This window comes from Alteromonas sp. CNT1-28, from assembly GCF_022348345.1.
GTDB lineage: Bacteria > Pseudomonadota > Gammaproteobacteria > Enterobacterales > Alteromonadaceae > Alteromonas > Alteromonas macleodii.
The window spans coordinates 375,135-393,319 of the sequence record NZ_JAKREZ010000001.1; the positions used below are offsets into that span (position 1 = coordinate 375,135).

Annotated in this window: 16 protein-coding genes and 1 tRNA gene; 12 read left to right on the forward strand and 5 right to left on the reverse strand. The window is 45.6% G+C overall.

All coding sequences use genetic code 11. The features are described from left to right. Window positions 1-66 precede the first annotated feature (66 nt). Complete coding sequence (locus tag MHN02_RS01605) at window positions 67-2,016, reverse strand: alpha-amylase family glycosyl hydrolase (protein ID WP_239244270.1); 1,950 nt, start codon at window positions 2,014-2,016, stop codon at window positions 67-69. Window positions 2,017-2,295: 279 nt separating this feature from the next. Here MHN02_RS01605 and MHN02_RS01610 point away from each other — a divergent pair, with 279 nt between their 5' ends. Beyond that, a complete protein-coding gene (locus MHN02_RS01610; protein WP_014980533.1) occupies window positions 2,296-3,513 on the forward strand; it encodes an MFS transporter in 1,218 nt (405 codons plus the stop codon). Between the two features lie 125 nt (window positions 3,514-3,638). Continuing rightward, a complete protein-coding gene (locus tag MHN02_RS01615; RefSeq protein ID WP_014977631.1) occupies window positions 3,639-4,457 on the forward strand; it encodes a mechanosensitive ion channel domain-containing protein in 819 nt (272 codons plus the stop codon). A 78-nt stretch (window positions 4,458-4,535) separates the two neighbouring features. Here MHN02_RS01615 and MHN02_RS01620 read toward each other — a convergent pair whose 3' ends face one another. Both MHN02_RS01620 and MHN02_RS01625 read right to left on the reverse strand, forming a co-directional pair. Further along, entirely contained in the window at window positions 4,536-4,919 is a 384-nt protein-coding gene (locus MHN02_RS01620; RefSeq protein WP_014951056.1) for a VOC family protein, read from the reverse strand. A gap of 23 nt (window positions 4,920-4,942) precedes the next feature. Continuing rightward, a complete protein-coding gene (locus tag MHN02_RS01625) occupies window positions 4,943-5,893 on the reverse strand; it encodes an aldo/keto reductase (protein ID WP_061486714.1) in 951 nt (316 codons plus the stop codon). Window positions 5,894-6,148: 255 nt separating this feature from the next. Between MHN02_RS01625 and MHN02_RS01630 the strand changes: the two genes are divergently transcribed. The 5 genes from MHN02_RS01630 (at window position 6,149) to MHN02_RS01650 (ending at window position 10,940) form a co-directional block, all read left to right on the forward strand. Further along, entirely contained in the window at window positions 6,149-6,691 is a 543-nt protein-coding gene (locus tag MHN02_RS01630) for a lipocalin family protein (RefSeq protein ID WP_014951054.1), read from the forward strand. A 98-nt stretch (window positions 6,692-6,789) separates the two neighbouring features. Then, window positions 6,790-7,836 (forward strand): dihydroorotase, encoded by a 1,047-nt coding sequence (gene pyrC / locus MHN02_RS01635; protein WP_069945097.1) that lies wholly within the window; start codon window positions 6,790-6,792, stop codon window positions 7,834-7,836. After that, a complete protein-coding gene (locus MHN02_RS21760; protein WP_239244272.1) occupies window positions 7,806-9,113 on the forward strand; it encodes a transporter substrate-binding domain-containing protein in 1,308 nt (435 codons plus the stop codon). The genes pyrC and MHN02_RS21760 overlap by 31 nt, the downstream gene beginning before the upstream one ends. After that, the gene (dbpA, locus tag MHN02_RS01645) at window positions 9,113-10,492 is read left to right on the forward strand and encodes an ATP-dependent RNA helicase DbpA (RefSeq protein ID WP_239244274.1); all 1,380 of its coding nucleotides are present in this window, start codon (window positions 9,113-9,115) and stop codon (window positions 10,490-10,492) included. Before MHN02_RS21760 ends, dbpA begins: the two co-directional genes overlap by 1 nt. Window positions 10,493-10,541: 49 nt before the next feature. Beyond that, complete coding sequence (locus tag MHN02_RS01650; RefSeq protein ID WP_239244276.1) at window positions 10,542-10,940, forward strand: ACT domain-containing protein; 399 nt, start codon at window positions 10,542-10,544, stop codon at window positions 10,938-10,940. On the opposite strand, the gene MHN02_RS01655 is transcribed toward MHN02_RS01650, so the two are convergent. Both MHN02_RS01655 and MHN02_RS01660 read right to left on the reverse strand, forming a co-directional pair. Then, window positions 10,937-11,629: a lysoplasmalogenase gene (locus MHN02_RS01655; RefSeq protein WP_239244278.1), complete on the reverse strand. Its 693-nt coding sequence runs from the start codon at window positions 11,627-11,629 to the stop codon at window positions 10,937-10,939. The genes MHN02_RS01650 and MHN02_RS01655 overlap by 4 nt on opposite strands. Before the next feature lie 138 nt (window positions 11,630-11,767). After that, on the reverse strand, window positions 11,768-13,834 hold the full coding sequence (locus MHN02_RS01660) for a M13 family metallopeptidase (protein ID WP_239244280.1): 2,067 nt from the start codon (window positions 13,832-13,834) through the stop codon (window positions 11,768-11,770). Between the two features lie 251 nt (window positions 13,835-14,085). Here MHN02_RS01660 and MHN02_RS01665 point away from each other — a divergent pair, with 251 nt between their 5' ends. The 5 genes from MHN02_RS01665 (at window position 14,086) to nusG (ending at window position 18,041) form a co-directional block, all read left to right on the forward strand. Then, window positions 14,086-14,709 carry an RraA family protein gene (locus MHN02_RS01665; protein ID WP_239244282.1) on the forward strand — a complete coding sequence of 208 codons (624 nt, stop codon included), beginning with the start codon at window positions 14,086-14,088 and terminating at the stop codon, window positions 14,707-14,709. 231 nt (window positions 14,710-14,940) lie between these two features. After that, on the forward strand, window positions 14,941-16,782 hold the full coding sequence (locus MHN02_RS01670) for an ABC transporter ATP-binding protein (protein ID WP_014977622.1): 1,842 nt from the start codon (window positions 14,941-14,943) through the stop codon (window positions 16,780-16,782). A 167-nt stretch (window positions 16,783-16,949) separates the two neighbouring features. Continuing rightward, window positions 16,950-17,026: transfer RNA gene (locus MHN02_RS01675), tRNA-Trp, on the forward strand. A gap of 81 nt (window positions 17,027-17,107) precedes the next feature. Then, the gene (gene secE, locus MHN02_RS01680; RefSeq protein WP_014951045.1) at window positions 17,108-17,485 is read left to right on the forward strand and encodes a preprotein translocase subunit SecE; all 378 of its coding nucleotides are present in this window, start codon (window positions 17,108-17,110) and stop codon (window positions 17,483-17,485) included. Between the two features lie 4 nt (window positions 17,486-17,489). Beyond that, a complete protein-coding gene (gene nusG / locus MHN02_RS01685; protein WP_014951044.1) occupies window positions 17,490-18,041 on the forward strand; it encodes a transcription termination/antitermination protein NusG in 552 nt (183 codons plus the stop codon). Window positions 18,042-18,185 lie beyond the last annotated feature (144 nt).

The window sequence follows — 18,185 nt, forward strand, 5'->3', positions numbered from 1 at the left end:
AGCTGCGGATAACTTGCTAACCACTTTTCAAACAGCAATTAGCAAGATATGACGAAAGCTCGAGCTCTAATCAGTAAGAAGCCACATTTGTTGAAAAGGCTCAAGCAATAGTGGTGACCCATTCATTTCGACCGTTTCATCAGTTAGCAAATCTCGGCTTGATGCGCCCTTTAGTGTTGCCAAAAGGCTACGCTGAATGGTCTGAGGGTGCTCACTGAAGTTACATATCACAAGAAGCTTGTGACCCTGTGTATTTTCCCGAAGAAAAGCAAAGCAATGATGGTTATCGGCATCTAAAATTTGGGTGCTAGATTGCCCGAAAATCGCATTCTGCTTTCTAATTGCTATCATTTTGCGCAATCCGCTAAACACGCGAAGGCTCGCAGTCTCTGTAGGGTTGGCAGGCGACGTGTTTCCTAGCGCCAATTCCGTATCTGCGCGGGTAACAGCAATTCGGTTTACCCATCTGTCGTCGTGCTTTTTGGTGTCATCAAATCGATAGCTGTAGTCATTAAGCTTGCCTACTTCATCACTTGAGTAAAGTAGCGGAATACCTCCAATGCTAAAGGTGATACCGTAAAGCAGCATCATTCGTTTCACAGCGTCATCAATGCCTTTTGAATCGTTGGAATTAAGCGCGCCTTCTAGCCCACATAAAGAGGCCAGTGAACCACACACACGACAATCGCCGTTAGAAGGGTTTTCAGCAAACGGCACGCCGTTGGCAAAACTTCCTTCAAAACGACCGGTATAAAATTGATTAAGAAAATGGCGGTGATCGAATGCGTTAATACCCAGTTCGTTGGCTACCACGTCGTCGAAGGTCCATCCTATATCGTCGTGGCATCGCACGTAGTTCACCCATGTGCAGTTCTCAGAAATAGAGAAGCTCTTTTTCATTGAGCGCGTAAGCAAACGGGTTTTACGCGTGGCTAACGAATTCCATAGCAGTGCCATTAGCAAAGGGTTGTAGGATAGCTGACACTCATCTTTGTCGATGTACTTAAGTACTTCGTCAGGGTGCACGATGGCTTCTGACTTAAAGACCACGGCAGGCGCTACAATTTGTAAGCAACAGTTGAACGCTTGTATAAGAACATGGGCCTTTTCCTGATTTTCGCAGTTAGTACCAAGCTCTTTCCAAATAAAGGCCAACGCATCTAAACGCAGTGCAGCGCTACCTATATTGGCCAGAAACAACATTTCAGACGTGATAGCGTTAAACACCTCAGGATTACTGTAGTTTAAATCCCATTGAAAGCTGTTAAATGTCGTCCATACCCATTTTTCTATCTGTTCATTAAAGGTAAAGCTACCTCTTCTTACCTGGGGAAATATTTCTCTTAAAGTATGTTCGTACTGATCGGGAATGGTTCTGTCATCGAAAAGGTAGTAGTAGTCTTGAAACTGCTTCTCACCTGCCAGTGCAGCTTTCGCCCAAGCGTGCTCGTCAGAGGTATGATTGAACACAAAGTCGAGAACAAGATTTATTCCCTCTTTCTGAAGTGCTGAAGCAAGCTTTTCCAGGTCTTTAACTGTGCCTAGCGTTGGATTAACCTTGCGATAATCCGACACAGCATATCCTCCATCGCTATCCCCTTTGGGCGCATCGTATAAAGGCATTAAGTGCACATAGGTAACGCCTAAAGACTTAAAGTAGGGAATTTTGTCATGCAAGTCATTCAAAGTGGGGCCCATCAGGTCAACATAGCAGGCCATGCCGACTTGCTGTTCATCGCGATACCAAAGCGGTTTTTTTAACCTTTCATTATCAAGCTTTTTGAGGGCTGGATTACGGTTTTTTAAACCGTCTCTTAATATTTCAACCAGTTTTTGTAAATGAAAGTAGCAGTCATACTGGTGCCCATAAACGTAGGTATATTTGTCAAAAAGACGAGGAAAATGTTCCTTCAAGCGACGCGTAAAAGTTGTTGCATCTTTCTTACGTAGGCCAGATAAATCGGTTGATGCCAAGATTCGGTCTAAACATACACCACTGTCAGCAGCATAGCTCATAGAAAACTCCAAAGTGCGACGCTTAAGTGCGTCATACAACCTATCCTAATTAACAGGTTTACAGGCTTTTTAAATTCTGTTAACTTTTATCTTAAACGATTAAGTTCATTTATCAAGTTTATTACATCGTTATTTTTGACCTACTGAATGCGTGCAATGATCAACGTGTTTTTGTGAAGTTTAGAAGGGCTGAACAAGGCCTTTCATACCGTGCTTGTGAGACAGACTATGCCCAATCATGATCCTAGTAGCAGAATTATCAGATGGCTAACCTACCTAATGTTTATGATGTTTGCGATGACGTCAGACTCGGTAGGCGAGATAATCAAAGAAGTGAAAGTGGCGTTCTCTGTCACCAATGCTCAAGCAAGCTTAATGCATTCACTCCCCATGTTAGGTATTGCCTTATCGGGTCTTTTCCTAGGTTTTTTGGCTGATAAGTTAGGCCGCAAGCCTACCATTATCATTGGTTTAGCGTTGTTTGGCCTTGCATGCTACAGCTTTTTAATTGCTAACGACTTTGTGTTGATTGTTAGTTTAATGAGCTTATCTGGCGTTGCCGTGGGCATCTTTAAAACAGGTGCGCTGGCGCTCATCGGTGATATTTCAACATCGACCAAACAGCACACAGCTACTATGAATGGGGCAGAAGCCTTCTTTGGCGTTGGTGCAATTATCGGGCCTCTTATTGTCGCTTATCTCATTCATCAAGGCGTTGCATGGCAGTGGCTTTATGTAATCGCCGGTGGTGTTTGTACGCTACTTATAATCGGTGCTTTGCTGGTGAAATACCCCGCTTACACTCGCGATACAGCCTCAGGTGAAAAGAAAGTATCGATAGCGCAGAGCTTAAGTTTAGTGAAAAACCCCTATGCTTTAGGATTTTCAGTAGGCGCGTTTTTATATGTCGCCGCAGAAAGCGCCATTTATGTGTGGATGCCGAGTTATTTAGTGTGCGACGCGACTACGCTTAAAGCGACCTATGATTGTTATACTGAAGGCTTCTCTCAGACCCTTGCAATATACTCGGTAACGGCATTCTTTATCCTTCGTGCTGCAGGGCGTTTCGTGGGCATCTGGATGATGTCTCACTTCAACTGGGCATTGGTTCTTATGGTGTTCACTGGTGCTATTGTACTGTGTTTCGGTCTTGGTCTGTGGGGCGGAAAACAGCTTGCGTTGTTTCTATTCCCGCTAACGGGCATTTTTATGTCAGTAATTTATCCTACCTTTAACTCAAAAGGCATAAGCTGTTTCCCAAAACATCAACACGGAAGCGTAGCCGGAGTAATCTTGTTCTTCACCGCAGCAGGTGCGGCTGCAGGGCCTTTCATCATGGGCCTGGTGAGCGACGCCAACGGTGGCGACGCCAAGTATGGCTTTATGGTAGCCACGGGTTTTGCTGCCGTGCTCTTTGTTGGCTTGGTGTATAACTACATTAAGAACCCTACCAAAGAACGTTTAGCGGAAATTGAGGCAAGCGAATACGCCAACTAAACGCAATGCTCGCTCTTTATTCCTTAAAACCGTAACGTGCCGGGCTTGCTCTCGGCACTGGTTTTTCCTCACGTTGTTGTTTAAGCTTCGGTTATTCCTATCAGTTTCTAGTCTAATCACGTTCCATGGATGAGTTAAAACAAGCGCAAGCCCTTTACGACACTCTTGTAGAATTTGCAGTGACCTACAGTTTCCAAATTGTAGGCGCCATCATTATTTTTCTGCTTGGCTGGTGGGTGGCCAATAAAATAGGCCACATGGTTGAAAACCTGATGGTCAGCAGAAATATCGATATTACGCTGAGCCGCTTTACCGGCGGTGCCAGCAAGCTAGTGGTATTGGGTATCGTAATAATTATAGCATTAGGTAATGTGGGCATTAGCGTAACCCCACTTATAGCCGCCGTAGGTGCTGTAGGTTTAGGTGCAGGTTTAGCTATTCAAGGTATGTTGGCCAACTATGCCGCTGGCTTTACCATAATTATTACCCGTCCTTTCGTTGTTGGCGACACTATCCGCGTGCGTGGTGTTGCAGGGGTGGTCGATCAAGTCATGTTGCCCTATACCATTCTTATTGACGAAGACAATGTTCACATCCAAATACCCAACAAACTGATAGTCGGTGAAATCTTGCATAATTCTGCAGAGAACATGTTGATTGAACTTGAAATTGGCGTTGCCTATTCCAGTAAGGTCGATGAGGTAATCGATGTGATTCGCAAGGCTGTTGAAACGGTAGATGGAGTCAGCGAAGAAAAGTCACCCGCCATTGGTGTAGATAATTTTGGCGACAGCAGTATTAACTTTGGTATTCGGGTTTGGGCGCCAGCTGTAAGGCATTTCGAAGTGCGCTATGCACTAAACCAAGCCATTTTTAATGCCCTTCAGCAGCATGATATTGAAATACCATTCCCGCAGCGGGAAGTCAGGATGCTCGACCAATAAAAGTTTGTATCGCTATTGATAAAAATGCCGAATAAGAGAACCCTTATTCGGCATTTTTCTATTACGGCTACGCGATTTTTAGATTTCGTATAGCTCTAGAGGTAAACCGTCAGGATCTTGGAAAAATGTAAAGCGTTTGCCGGTGTATTCATCGGTTCTCACTGGCTCGCATTCAACCCGCTTATTCGTTAGGTGGTTGATCATTTCATCAAGGTTGTCCACTTTGAACGCTAGGTGCCTAAGTCCTTGCGCTTCTGGGCGCGACGGTCTTTGCGGTGCCCCCGGAAACGAAAAAAGCTCAATCTGACTGCCATCAGGTAACGCGAGGTCACATTTGTAAGAGTCTCTGGCTTCACGGTAGTTTTCATCAATAATCGAGAAGCCCAACACGTCCGTGTAAAACGTCTTTGAGCGAGGGTAGTCACTACAAATGATAGCAACGTGGTGAAAGCCTTTCAGCATCTTAATTTCCTTAATATTTATGCTTACGGCATCTCTTGACCGCGAGCAGCCTCAAATAACTTGTACCAGTGCTCTCGACTTAAATGAACATCTTCAGCCTTTTGGCTTGCTTTAATTCTGTCAATATTGGTACTGCCCAAAACGGGCGCAATGTTGGCAGGATGTCGCATCAACCAGGCCAAAACAATCGCTTCAGGCGTAGTTTGATATTCACCTGCAAGTTGAGCCACTAAGTCTGCTGTTGCACGGTCATTACTATTTTCAACTTTTGCACCTGTGTATCTACCTTGTGCCAAGCTTCCCCATGCCTGAAGTTGCACGTTGTTCATCATGCAGTATTCAAGTGTGCCGGGCGCATAACCTGTATCGCGATTAGCAGCACTGTTGGTAGTAATACCGTCTTCTAACCAGTCTCTAAAGCCAAGGCTCATTTCAAGTTGGTTGGCAACAATAGGTGTGGAAAGTGCAGACTGCAGGTAATTAATTTGGTGACCATGCATGTTTGAAACGCCAACATGCTTTATTTTACCTTGCTGCTGAAGCAGCTTCAGTGTACCGGCGACTTCGTCTAGCTCCATAAGTGGATCTGGACGATGCAGCAGCAGTATATCAAGCTGTTCTATTCCTAATCTAGAGAGAATGCCTTCAACCGACGTGTGAATGTGATTTGCTGAAAAGTCGTAACGCTTTGGTCCTAAATCATCCTCAAATCGTATTGCACATTTAGATTGGATAATCATTTTGTCTTTTAATTCGGGCGCTTGCTTGAGCGCTTCACCAAAAACCGTTTCGGCTTTGCCGAACGTATAAATATCAGCATGATCAAACACATTAATATCTAAACTCAGCACAGTATCAATGATGCTTCTTGCTTGGCTTATATCGGCTTTGGTTGCCGGTTTGTCGTTCCAACCGCCACCTAAGCCCATGCATCCATATATTAAGCGGCTTGCGTGTGGAAAGTGTGCATTCATGTCATTTTCTCCCTGTTTGAGAATATCGAGTGGGCAGGGCCTGTATTAGCTCAAGGCTTGTTTTAAAAGCACTGTAATATGGTCCAAGCGATAAGAAAAGTCTGATTAGGCGAGCGTATTTTTACTGTCGACCGTTAGCCTAGCTTGAAGGTTTATGGTGTTGCAGCACCGATAAAGATCATTTTTGCGATGTAGGCGTGTATTTAAATTAATCAGTGGGCTTTTTAAAAGCTGAGTTCAAGGAAAAGAGGGCATATGTTTAAGCAGTTAGTTTCAATGATTATGGCGGGTATGGTGTGTGTGGGCTTGTCTGGCTGTACTGGCGTACCTGACAAGGTAGTGCCGGTTGAAGGCTTTGAGCTTCCTCGTTATTTAGGGAAGTGGTATGAAATAGCGCGCTTTGACCATAGCTTCGAAGAAGGATTAAGCGAAGTTACGGCAACTTATAGCATGCGCGATGACGGAGGGGTTAAGGTAATTAATCGCGGTTTTTCAGTAGAAGAAAATGCATGGGATGAAGCCGAGGGCAAAGCGTATTTTGTAGAGTCTGAAACGACAGGGCATCTGAAAGTATCGTTCTTTGGCCCATTTTACGCTAGCTATGTAATTATGGAGCTAGATAAAGAAGGTTATCAATATGCTTTGATAACAGGCCCAGATAAAGACTACCTTTGGATTTTAGCGCGAACACCTTCTATTTCAGATGAAGTCCGCACCCGTTTACTAGAAAAAGCGACATCGGCTGGGTACGACGTTAGCAAGCTTATTTGGGTAGAGCACGGCGAAGAGAATTCATAGCCACTTTCGAGCGAGTTGTTCTGCGCGCAAAATGGGAATTGTGCTATTATTGCGCGCATCTTCCCCTCTGTTTGAATAAGTACTAAGAGAGACAAGGCATGCAAACGCTCACCATTACTACGCCAGACGATTGGCACCTTCACTTTCGCGATAACGAAATGCTAGCTGAAACAGTGCCTGCAACCGCACGTTGTTTCCAGCGTGCTATTGTTATGCCAAACCTTGTACCACCGGTGGTTAATGCTGAAATGGCCATGGCGTACAAAGGGCGAATTGAAGCTGCGCGACCTAAAGGCAGTAGCTTTGAGCCATTAATGACCTTATTCCTTACTAACCAAACCACGCCTCAAGATATTGTTGATGCGAAGCAAGCGGGCGTTACAGCGTGTAAGTTATATCCTGCAGGGGCCACTACTAACTCTGATGCGGCTGTGAAAGGCATTCAGGCTTTATACCCTGTATTTCAAGCCATGCAAGAGCAAGGCTTATTGTTGCTAATTCATGGTGAAGTGACCGAACATCACATTGATATTTTTGACCGTGAAAAAGTGTTCATTGATACCCATTTAGGGCCTATCGTTGACGCATTCCCTAAGCTGAAAGTGGTGTTTGAGCATATTACAACAGCAGATGCCGCAAGCTTCGTAGCGGGCGCCAGCGAATTTGTTGGAGCCACCATTACCCCTCAGCACTTATTGTTAAACCGCAACGATTTACTGGTTGGCGGCGTACGCCCTCATAACTATTGCTTGCCAGTACTAAAACGCAACACGCATCAAAAAGCCTTGCGCGATATGGTGGCAAGCGGGAACAAAAAGTTCTTCCTAGGCACCGACTCGGCACCTCATGCCAAGCATAAAAAAGAAAATGCTTGCGGCTGCGCGGGTTGTTATAGCGCATGGTCTGCTATTGAGCTTTATGCCGAAGTGTTCGAGCAGCTAGGCGCAATAGATAAGCTTGAAGGATTTGCTAGCCATTATGGCGCGGATTTCTATGGTTTACCGCGAAATACGACTACAATGACATTAGTTAAAGAGTCGTGGACGGTGCCAGAACAAGTAACCCTAGCTGATGGCACCGATATGGTTCCATTTTATGCGGGGCAGACGTTGCAGTGGAAATTAGAAAAGGCATTTCAAGCGTAGTTTTTGTTGTTGTCTGTTTATGTGCCCTAGTGAGCTTTGCTGGTAGGGCACAAGCATTGTCTTATACCTACGTTCACAACTTCCCCAGTACATTCTCGCAAGCGGATACCGATGCTATCGATTTATACTCGTTGGCATTGCTAAAAGCCGCCTCATCGAACATTCGTCTTGAAGCAAAGCCACTTTTTAAATACGAGCCAAGAGAGCCCCAAGTTTTATTCAATCTCATTAGAGATGATGAAAACGAGCAAGACTATTACTGGGTCTCGCCACTTTTGGCTTTCGAATGTGGAGGCGGCATTCCCTGTACTCCTAATGCCGGAGGGAAGTCAGCCTCTATTGCAGTGAGCTACATTGCAGTTGATAAAACGAAGATGTCCTTTGAATACGCCGAGCGATTAACCGAACTGGTCGGACAGTATAAGAATACCAGCTACTTCTCTACGCAAGCACAAGAGATGAAACACGCCCTCAAGACAAGTTTTTCCCTTGCTGAACTTACTTTAGGAATAATAAGTTTAACGGGGCGCTTAAACGCTGATGCTGATGATCTATGGATTATTGCAGACATCGTTCCTTTGTTCTCAGAGCGAGGAGAGAGGGGCGAGTTGAAAGGTATAGCCGCTGATATGGTGAAAGACGTGCTTGATAAGATGGCACTGCCACAAGAAATTCTCTCTGCGCCTTGGGAACGCATAGCTAAAGAATCCATGTCTAAATCGAATGTTTTGGTGTTTTCAATTATCCGAACTGATGAGCGTGATGAAGTTTTTCATTGGATAACGCCTGTTTCTCGAAATATGCACGGGCTCTATGGAATCAATAAACCTTATTTTGATTCTTTTGATAATGTGCCACGAACATTCAGGGTAGGCACGTTGCTTGAAGATTATCGATACGATGTTGCCATTAGCAAGGGCTTCAAAGTAAAAGCCTATGATTCGTGGCAGGCATTAGTGGATGCACTGATCAACAACGAAATTGATACTATTTTCGGTTCTCAGGGGGCAATTGACTTTGGATGTAACCCAAAACAATTTAAATGTGAGACAATAACCCTATCGAGTAAGTACGACATTTCAACGGCCTACCTAGCACTGTCAAAGAAAGACACCTGTGTTTTGGTTTTAGAGAAGCTCAAGTTAGCGGCGGCCGGTGTGAAAATGAGTGACAAGTTTAATGAGCAGCTTTCTTCCTGGAGTGACATGGTGTCCCAAGAATACGGCATAGCTCATCATACCGAACATGGTGTAGTGCACCTTTGGAACCCAAATTAATGACAGTTGAAACAGTTAAGCATTTAGATATAAACCCTGCCATCACCAAGGCGCTAGACTCACAAGGCATTTACCAACTTTCCCCTATACAGGCACAATCGCTCCCTGAGGCGTTGCAGGGGAAAGATGTGATAGGCCAAGCGCAGACGGGCAGCGGCAAGACACTGTGCTTTGTAATTCCTGCCTTGCAGCACGTAGAAGTGAATGATTTTACCACGCAGGCTATCATACTTTGTCCTACCCGAGAGCTTGCTGATCAAGTGGCTCAACAGTGCCGTACGGCGGCTAAGAACATCGGTAATATTAAAGTAACCACGTTATGTGGTGGCCAGCCTATGGGGCCGCAGATTCAGTCACTGAAACATAGCCCGCACATCATTGTGGGCACGCCGGGCCGCGTAATGGACCATGTGGAAAAGCGTCGAGTTGACCTAAGTAACGTAAAGTTGCGTGTCCTCGATGAAGCCGACCGCATGTTAGATATGGGCTTTGAAGATGATTTACGCATTATTTTCGGTCAAACGCCGAAACAAGTGCAAACCCTGTTGTTTTCTGCAACCTTTACAGAACAAATTGAGCGTGTAGCCAAGCAGTACCTGCACAACCCGGAAACCTGTAAAGTTGAGTCTCAAGACAATAAACCCGCTATCACCCAATTGGGCTACAACGTGCTCCCGCACACACGCACTCAGGCCCTTAAAGCGGTACTTACCCACTACCAACCTAAAAACGCCATTGTATTTTGTAACCGCAAGGTTCAGGTAAATGAAGTGGTTGAGGAGCTTATCGAAGATGGCTTTAGCGCAGCTGGACTTCAGGGGGACTTGGAACAGCATCAACGCACATCGGTGCTAATGCAGTTCGCCAGCGATGCGCTACAAGTACTTGTTGCCACCGATGTAGCTGCGCGAGGGCTGGATATTGATGATGTTGCCTGCGTAATTAATTACACGGTAAGTGAAGAGCCGGAAACCCATATTCACCGCATTGGTCGCACGGCGCGAGCAGGCGCACAGGGCATGGCGGTCACGCTAGTCAGCGATGACGAAGAGCACTTTTTGCGAAAAATAGAAGTATTGCAAGAAAGCGATATTCCACTTAAAGGCGCACAAAGCCTGCGTTTTCATAAAAACAAAATTACTCAGCCTGAATTTACCTGTATTTCACTAAGCGCGGGTAAAAAAGAAAAGCTTCGCCCAGGCGATCTGGTGGGTGCACTTACCAAAGATGCGGGCATTCCTGGCGATGACTTGGGCAAAATTAAAGTGCAAAACAGCATGAGTTTTGTCGCAGTGAAAACGCGAAGCGTGAAAAAAGCCATGGCGCACTTTAGAGAAGGTAAGATCAAAGGAAAGCGTATTAGAGCCCGAAAACTTTAATAAGAGCTTCAATAAATAAGTATTGACGTTATACAAAGGAAGGTTGAGTGTGGTCGCTGAAACTGACTTGGGCGTGTTACTGAAAAATCTGAATCCTGTGGCGAGTAGTGAAGATTACGTTTTCACTACCTTGCCTGCTGATAGCTTAACTAGTACGTTGATTTCAGTAGCTAAGGGTATGTTTCAGGAACGCGAGGGCACCACGCTTATTCTTCCGGTTATTGCAGCCGAGAAAGCTAACTTGCCATTTGAAGGTTATTACCGCTGTATAACCTGTGAAGTACATTCTAGTTTGGAAGCGGTAGGCATGACTGCAGCTATGTCCACCGCGCTGGGTAAGGCAGGAATTAGCGCCAACGTGGTGGCCGCTTATTATCACGACCATATTTTTGTGCCAGCTGAAAAAGCCGACTTGGCGATAGACGTTTTAACGTCGTTGTCTAACTAGGCCTGACCCTTTTCTTCCTGCCTGTTCTCTTTTCTCAAAAACGCATCAACAAGCCCCATGGTTAAGCAATATTGGGCACCATAGTAAGTTGTCATTACCCAAAAGGTAGACAGTGGAAGCGGGATTTTGAAAACCGACTGGGCGAGAATGGCATCTGATATCACAAAAAGTAGCGCACCAGTTACGATTAGCTTGGTTTGAGCTAACCACACCGCGGTTAAACCCATCAGTGTGATTACGCTAATATAGGCGACTACAGGGTAAAATAAGGCTTTCGACGCTGGCAGAATGTGCACTGCCATCATTACGGCAAAGCTAACCATAATAATACTAATTAACCACTTTGGTATGCGCGAAATGATATGGTCGCCGGGCGTTTCTTGTAGGCGGCGATGCAGCAACGCAAAACACATAGCATACGTTAAATGGGCAACAAAAAAGCACGCCAAGCCGGTAATAAAACTATCAGCAAAGGGCAAGGCCAGACTAACATCTCCGGCAAGACTAAAAAGTAACGCCGCCAACACCATGTATCGCGGCATGGCGCTAAGTTTTGTATAGGCGAAAACTGCCAGTACCACAATAGGCAGGGCTTTGGGTAAGAATTGCGCCACGTAGGGGGTAAGCGGCAGCGTCGCCAGGTAAATCAACGCTAAGCTGCTAAAGACAATAGTTGTTCTTACATTCATATTTAGCCTTTTTGAAACTGCTCAGTCATACACTTCAACACGACAAAAAAAGCCCCAGTTTGGTGAAGCAAACATGGGGCTTTAGCTATTGTATTTTATGTACGCTACTTTCTATGTACTGTGTTTAGAGTACGCGAATTACCAAATTTTCACGCGTTCTTCTGGTGGTAAATACAACGCATCTTCTTCGGTCACGTTAAACGCTTCGTAGAATTCAGGTACGTTGCGAACAGCACCGTTAGTGCGGAACTTCGTAGGTGAATGGGTATCGGTTTGTACTTGGCTGCGCAACGCTTCTTCGCGATATTTGCTTGCCCAAACCTGACCGTAACCAATGAATACACGCTGATCGCCAGTGAAACCATCTAGTTCAGGTGCTTTTTCACCATCAAGAGACAGATGGTAAGCTTTAAGTGCGATGCTGATGCCGCCAAGGTCGCCGATGTTTTCACCTAGGGTATATTCACCGTTCACGTGCAAGTCAGGCAGAACCTCAAACTGGTTATACTGTTCAATCAAGTTTGCAGTGCGTGCTTCAAACTCGCCGCGATCTTCGTCAGTCCACCAGTTTCGCAGAACGCCATCCCCGTCGAAGGTAGATCCTGAATCATCAAAGCCATGGCCAATTTCGTGACCAATTACCGCACCAATACCACCGTAGTTAACCGCATCTTCGGCGTTCATGTCAAAGAACGGAGGTTGAAGGATAGCCGCAGGGAATACAATTTCGTTTAGCGGAGGGTTGTAGTAAGCATTAACAGTTTGTGGTGTCATGCCCCATTCATGGGTCCACACTGGGCCGCCTTGTTTCTTAAGCATTTCTTCGTACAGCACGTCCGAAGAACGCTTTAGGTTTCCAAACAGGTCACTGGCATTAACTGTCAGCGCTGAATAGTCTCTCCACTGGTCCGGGTAACCAATTTTCACGGTAAACTTAGACAGCTTGTCCAGTGCTTGTGCACGAGTTTCATCTGTCATCCAATCAAGATTTTCGATACTTTCTTTGTAAGCTAACAACAGGTTATTAACCATTTCCATCATGCGATCTTTCGCTTCAGGCGGGAAGTGCTGTTTTACATAAACCTTACCGATTAGCTCGCCTACATGGGCATTTGAAAGGCTTACTGCACGACGCCATTGTGGCTGTTGCTCTTCAACACCGCGAAGCACTTTGCTGTAGAAATTGAAGTTTGCTTCATCAAGCTCGGCATTTAAGCGACTGGCTGAAGCATTTAACAAGCCCCACTTAAGGAACGTTTTCCAATCTTCCAGTGAAGTATCTGCAATAACGCCATCAATGTTTTGCATGTAGTCTTTTTGCAGGATGCCTAGCGAAGGAATGTCGCTAATGTCTGCTTCAGTAAGATAAGCGTCCCAGTCGAACTTAGGCATTAACGCTTTAAGTTCTTCAATTGTCAGTTTGTTATAGTTGGCAGCAAAGTTACGGGCCTGCTCTTTTTTCATATGTAGCTGAGCAATCTTAGTCTCAAGTGCGAACAGCATATCCGCACTTTCTTTAGGCGCGTCGAAACCCGCCAGCTCAAACATGGTTTGAATATGTTTAACGTAGGCATCGCGAATGGTTTGTGATGTTTCGTCGTCCTTGAAGTAGTACTCGCGCTCAGGAAGGCCTAAGCCCGACTGCCACGTGTACATCAAATATTCTTTTGGCGACTTAAGGTCAGGGTATTGAGTTAGGCTGAACGGTGTACCGTAGCCATAGCGAGCTGCATAAGCGAAATACTCAGCAAGGTCGGTGTAGTCTTCAATGGCTTCAATCTTAGTTAACTCAGGCTTTAGCGGTGTCATACCAAGTTCGTTGCGGGTTTCCATGTCCATATAGGCACGGTAAAAATCACCGACTTTTTGCTCGTCGCTGCCCGCTTTAAAGTCGCCTTCGGCAGACGATTTTATAATATCCATAACGTGATCTTGTGCTTCATCGCGAAGGATCACGAAAGAACCGTAGCTCGATTTATCTGCCGGTATTTCAAAATTATCAAACCATTTGCCGTTTACGTAGCGAAAAAAGTCATCACCCGGGTCAACAGACAGATCCATATTTTCTTTAATGACACCTGAAGAAAGCTGTTGCTGAGCTTCTTCGGTAGCCGCGCTCTGTGTCTGTTGTTCTGTGGATGAATTTTGTGGGCTACAAGCCGTGAGGGCCAGTGCCACGCTTAAGCTTAAAACGCTACGTAACATGTCGAGTTTTCCTTTTCATTTTATTGGGCGACATTTGGGCTTGCCGCTTATTGTTTTAGTGCGTTGCTAAACCTGTACATCCCTTCGAAAGAATGGTGTGGCGTATTGCGTGCACGCTTTTTACTAATTTTTAGCATGGCGGGGGGGATAGAAAAAGTGTTTATAGTGAAAATACACAGCTTGTAACAACTTGTAGGGCTAATTTCGCTATAGTGTTTTTTTTCACACACTACAACATTCAAGGAACGGCGATGGACTTACACAATACCCCTTTCGATAGCGTATCACCCTGTGAGTACGCCGATGCGCTGCCAAGAGAGCAGTTCATGCACTATGCGATAAAACCATTGTGGGAAGGCATGCCACGCATTGCGGGTCCAGCATTTACCGTTAAGTGTGAGCCGGGAGACCATCTTATGCTGCATGCGGCGATATATCGCGCAAGCCCCGGTGACATTATTGTTGTGGAAGCCGATGATGAATTCGCTGTTGCGGGCGGTAACGTCTGCGCGATAGCCCAGTCTCGCGGCATAAAAGGTTTCGTGATTGATGGTGTTATACGAGATCTTGCAGAAACCCGTGACAACAAATTTCCGGTATTTGCCAGGGGCGTTATACCCAAGCCAGGAGCCAAAAAGTGCATATCGCCGTTAAATGAGCCTATTTCCTGTGCAGGTGTAACGGTTCACGCCGGAGATATCATTGTTGCAGACGAAGAGGGCATTGCTGTAATTCCAAAAGATGAGGCGCTAGCAGCCTATGACATTGCCCAAAAGCGAGCCCAGAAAGATGGCTCCATGTCACTTGAACAGTGGCAGGCTGAGCACGCTGAAAAAGTAGAAAGCATACTCGCTCAATTGGGCTTTGCAGAGTGAAGACTGACAGGAAATTAGCTTAGTGTTGAGTTGTTTTATGTAAGCGCTTCTCCAAATAATAATTTTCGCCAAGTATCAGCCTGTGCCAAATATTAATTAATGTTAAACGAGCTTTGCGGTAAAAAAGCACCGCAAAGTTCAACACACTTTCAGTTATCGTGTAGAATTGTGACCCAGTATTTTGGGGCATACGTAAACGTGCTCTGTCACTGAATAACTAACGAGTTCTACATGTTTTCATTTTTTGAAAAGCTGACCCAGCCTTTCCCTGACACGCCGCCTACCCAACCGCCAACAGGTATCGTTGCCTTTTGTAAGTACTACACAAAAGGCATGTGGGGCGTAATCCTTACTGTTTCCGTGCTAAGTGCCATTGTTGCCATGTTAGAAGTGGCGTTGTTTGGCTTTTTAGGGCAGTTAGTTGACTGGTTCTCTGATCAAAACCGAGACACATTTTTAGCCGACCAAAAATTTACCCTCATTGGCATGGGTTTAACCGTGCTCGTTTTTATTCCATTGTTTATTTTGTTGCGCTCGTTGTTTTCTCGTCAGTCCTTGATGGGGAACTACCCCATGCGCATTAGATGGCAAGCGCACCGCTATTTGCTTGGACAAAGTTTAACCTTCTTTCACGATGAGTTTGCCGGCCGTGTGGCCACCAAGGTGATGCAGACTGCGCTATCGGTACGAGAAACCGTGACCAAGGTTCTCGATTTGCTGGTGTACATCAGCGTTTATTTTATCTCTATGGTAGTGCTTATTTTCAGCACTGACTGGCGCTTAGCCATGCCGCTTATCGTGTGGTTTTTTGTGTATATCGGAATCTTGAAGGTGCTGGTACCTAAACTAAAAGAAGTCTCGCAAAAGCAAGCCGACGCGCGCTCATTAATGACTGGGCGTATTGTCGATAGCTATACCAATATCACAACGGTGAAGCTGTTTTCACATAGTCGCCGCGAAGCGGATTACGCAAAAGAAAGTATGGATGGTTTTCTTAAGACGGTTTACCCGCAAATGCGTTTGGTTACCGTGTTGGAATTCTGCGTGGAAATGGCTAACGCCATTCTTATTTTCACCATTGGTGCGCTATCTGTGTATTTGTGGATGGAAAACATCGCGAGCCCGGGCGATATCGCCATTGCTATTAGTCTGTGTTTGCGACTAAACGGTATGTCGCACTGGGTTATGTGGGAAGTATCAGGCTTGTTCGAGAACTTAGGCACGGTACAGGATGGCATGAATACGCTAGCACAGCCGATAGCAGTGAAAGACAAGCCAAAAGCCGACGCGTTAAAGGTAAATGGCGGCGGGATTAATTTCGATAATGTGCATTTTTCCTATTCAGGTGCAGATAACAAACCTATTGATGTGTTCACTAACTTGGATTTAGCCATTAGGCCCGGAGAAAAAGTGGGCTTAGTGGGGCGTTCTGGCGCGGGTAAATCGACATTGGTTAATTTGCTCATGCGTTTTTACGATACCCAGAGTGGTCGCATTGTCATTGACGGCCAAGATATTACTGAAGTAGGCCAAGAAACCCTTCGCGCCAAAATCAGCATGGTGACACAAGATACTTCACTGATGCACCGCTCGGTACGCGACAATATCCTTTACGGTCGAACGGATGCGACAGAAGAAGGTATGATACGTGCGGCCAAACAGGCCGAAGCGCACGACTTTATTCTTACGCTTACCGATAGTCACGGTAGAACAGGGTACGACGCGCATGTAGGTGAGCGAGGCGTTAAGCTTTCAGGCGGTCAGCGCCAGCGCATTGCCATAGCTCGCGTATTGCTAAAAGACGCGCCTGTACTAGTGCTGGACGAAGCCACATCAGCGCTAGATTCAGAAGTTGAAGCGGCAATTCAAGCCTGTCTGGATAAAGTGATGGAAGGCAAAACCGTGCTGGCTATTGCGCATCGACTGTCGACCATTGCGCAAATGGACAGGTTACTTGTTCTGGATAAGGGCAACATTGTAGAGCAGGGAACCCATACCGAGCTTATTGCGCACAATGGCATATATGCCAAGCTTTGGGCGCACCAAACGGGCGGATTTATAGGCGTTGAATAGACAATGTGCGAATTAGCGTTCAATCGCAGATGGGATGGATAAACCGCTTGTATCTTGAAAGTGGTTAAGTATAATACGCGTCCCTCCCTTGCGATACCGCACTTTCCTTAGAAAAGACGCACAACTCACAAGGGCAGTGTAAGTAAATTTTGTCTTATCGACACCACAGGGGTGTAGTTCGAATTGGTAGAACAGCGGTCTCCAAAACCGATGGTTGGGGGTTCGAGTCCCTCCACCCCTGCCAAATTTACTTAAACTAAGAATTTTTAAGTTGCGCATTTTTTAGATGCGTAAAACAACGACGCTGTAGTGCTAGGATCGTAACATGAGCGAAAAGACGGAAAATCAGTCCAATGCATTGGACATGTTTAAATGGGTAGTGGTTTTTGCACTACTTGCCGGTTTAGTAACCGCTAATACAATGTACGGTGAGATCTCGGTACTATACCGTGCCATCGCAATTGTTGTAGTTGTTGGTATAGCTGGTTTCATCGCGGCAACTACCGAAAAAGGTAGCACCTTCTTGAGCTTTGCTAAAGAGTCTCGCACAGAAGTTCGCAAGGTTGTGTGGCCAACTCGCCAAGAGGCGAACCAAACTACACTTATCGTGCTTGCAGCGACGTTAATTATGGCACTAATTTTATGGGGACTAGACGGCATCATCGTTCGTGTAGTTGGCTTTATTACAGGAATAGGAGCATAACCGTATGTCTGAAGAAGAAGCAGTAAAGAAAAGATGGTACGTAGTTCAAGCCTATTCACAATATGAGTCTCGCGTTAAGAAGACCCTGCTTGAATACATCAAAATGCACAACATGGAAGACTACTTCGGTCAGGTACTAGTACCAACAGAAGAAGTAGTAGAAATGCGTGCGGGTCAAAAGCGTAAATCTGAGCGTAAGTTCTACCCTGGTTACGTATTGGTAGAAATGGCGATGACAGAAGAGTCATGGCACTTAGTGAAAAGCGTACCTCGCGTACTTGGATTCATCGGCGGCACATCTGACCGTCCTATGCCAATCACGCAGAAAGAAGCTGACGCTATCTTAAATCGTCTTGAAGAAAACGTTGATAAGCCAAGACCAAAGACGCTGTTCGAGCCAGGCGAAGTTATTCGCGTTATCGATGGCCCATTTGCAGACTTCAACGGTGTGGTAGAAGAAGTAGACTACGAAAAGAGCCGCGTAAAAGTATCGGTGCTTATCTTCGGGCGTTCTACTCCAGTAGATCTAGAATTTGGTCAGGTAGAAAAAGGCTAAGCCTATTCAAGCCACCGTATAGTATTTTTAAAAAGCCCCGTTTGACGGGGCTTTTTTGTTTGCCCAGCGAAGCTGGCAAACCCGTCAGGTTGAAAGAAACCTGAATCACCCTGACTGAGGGGAAGATAATCCGAATGGCAAGGG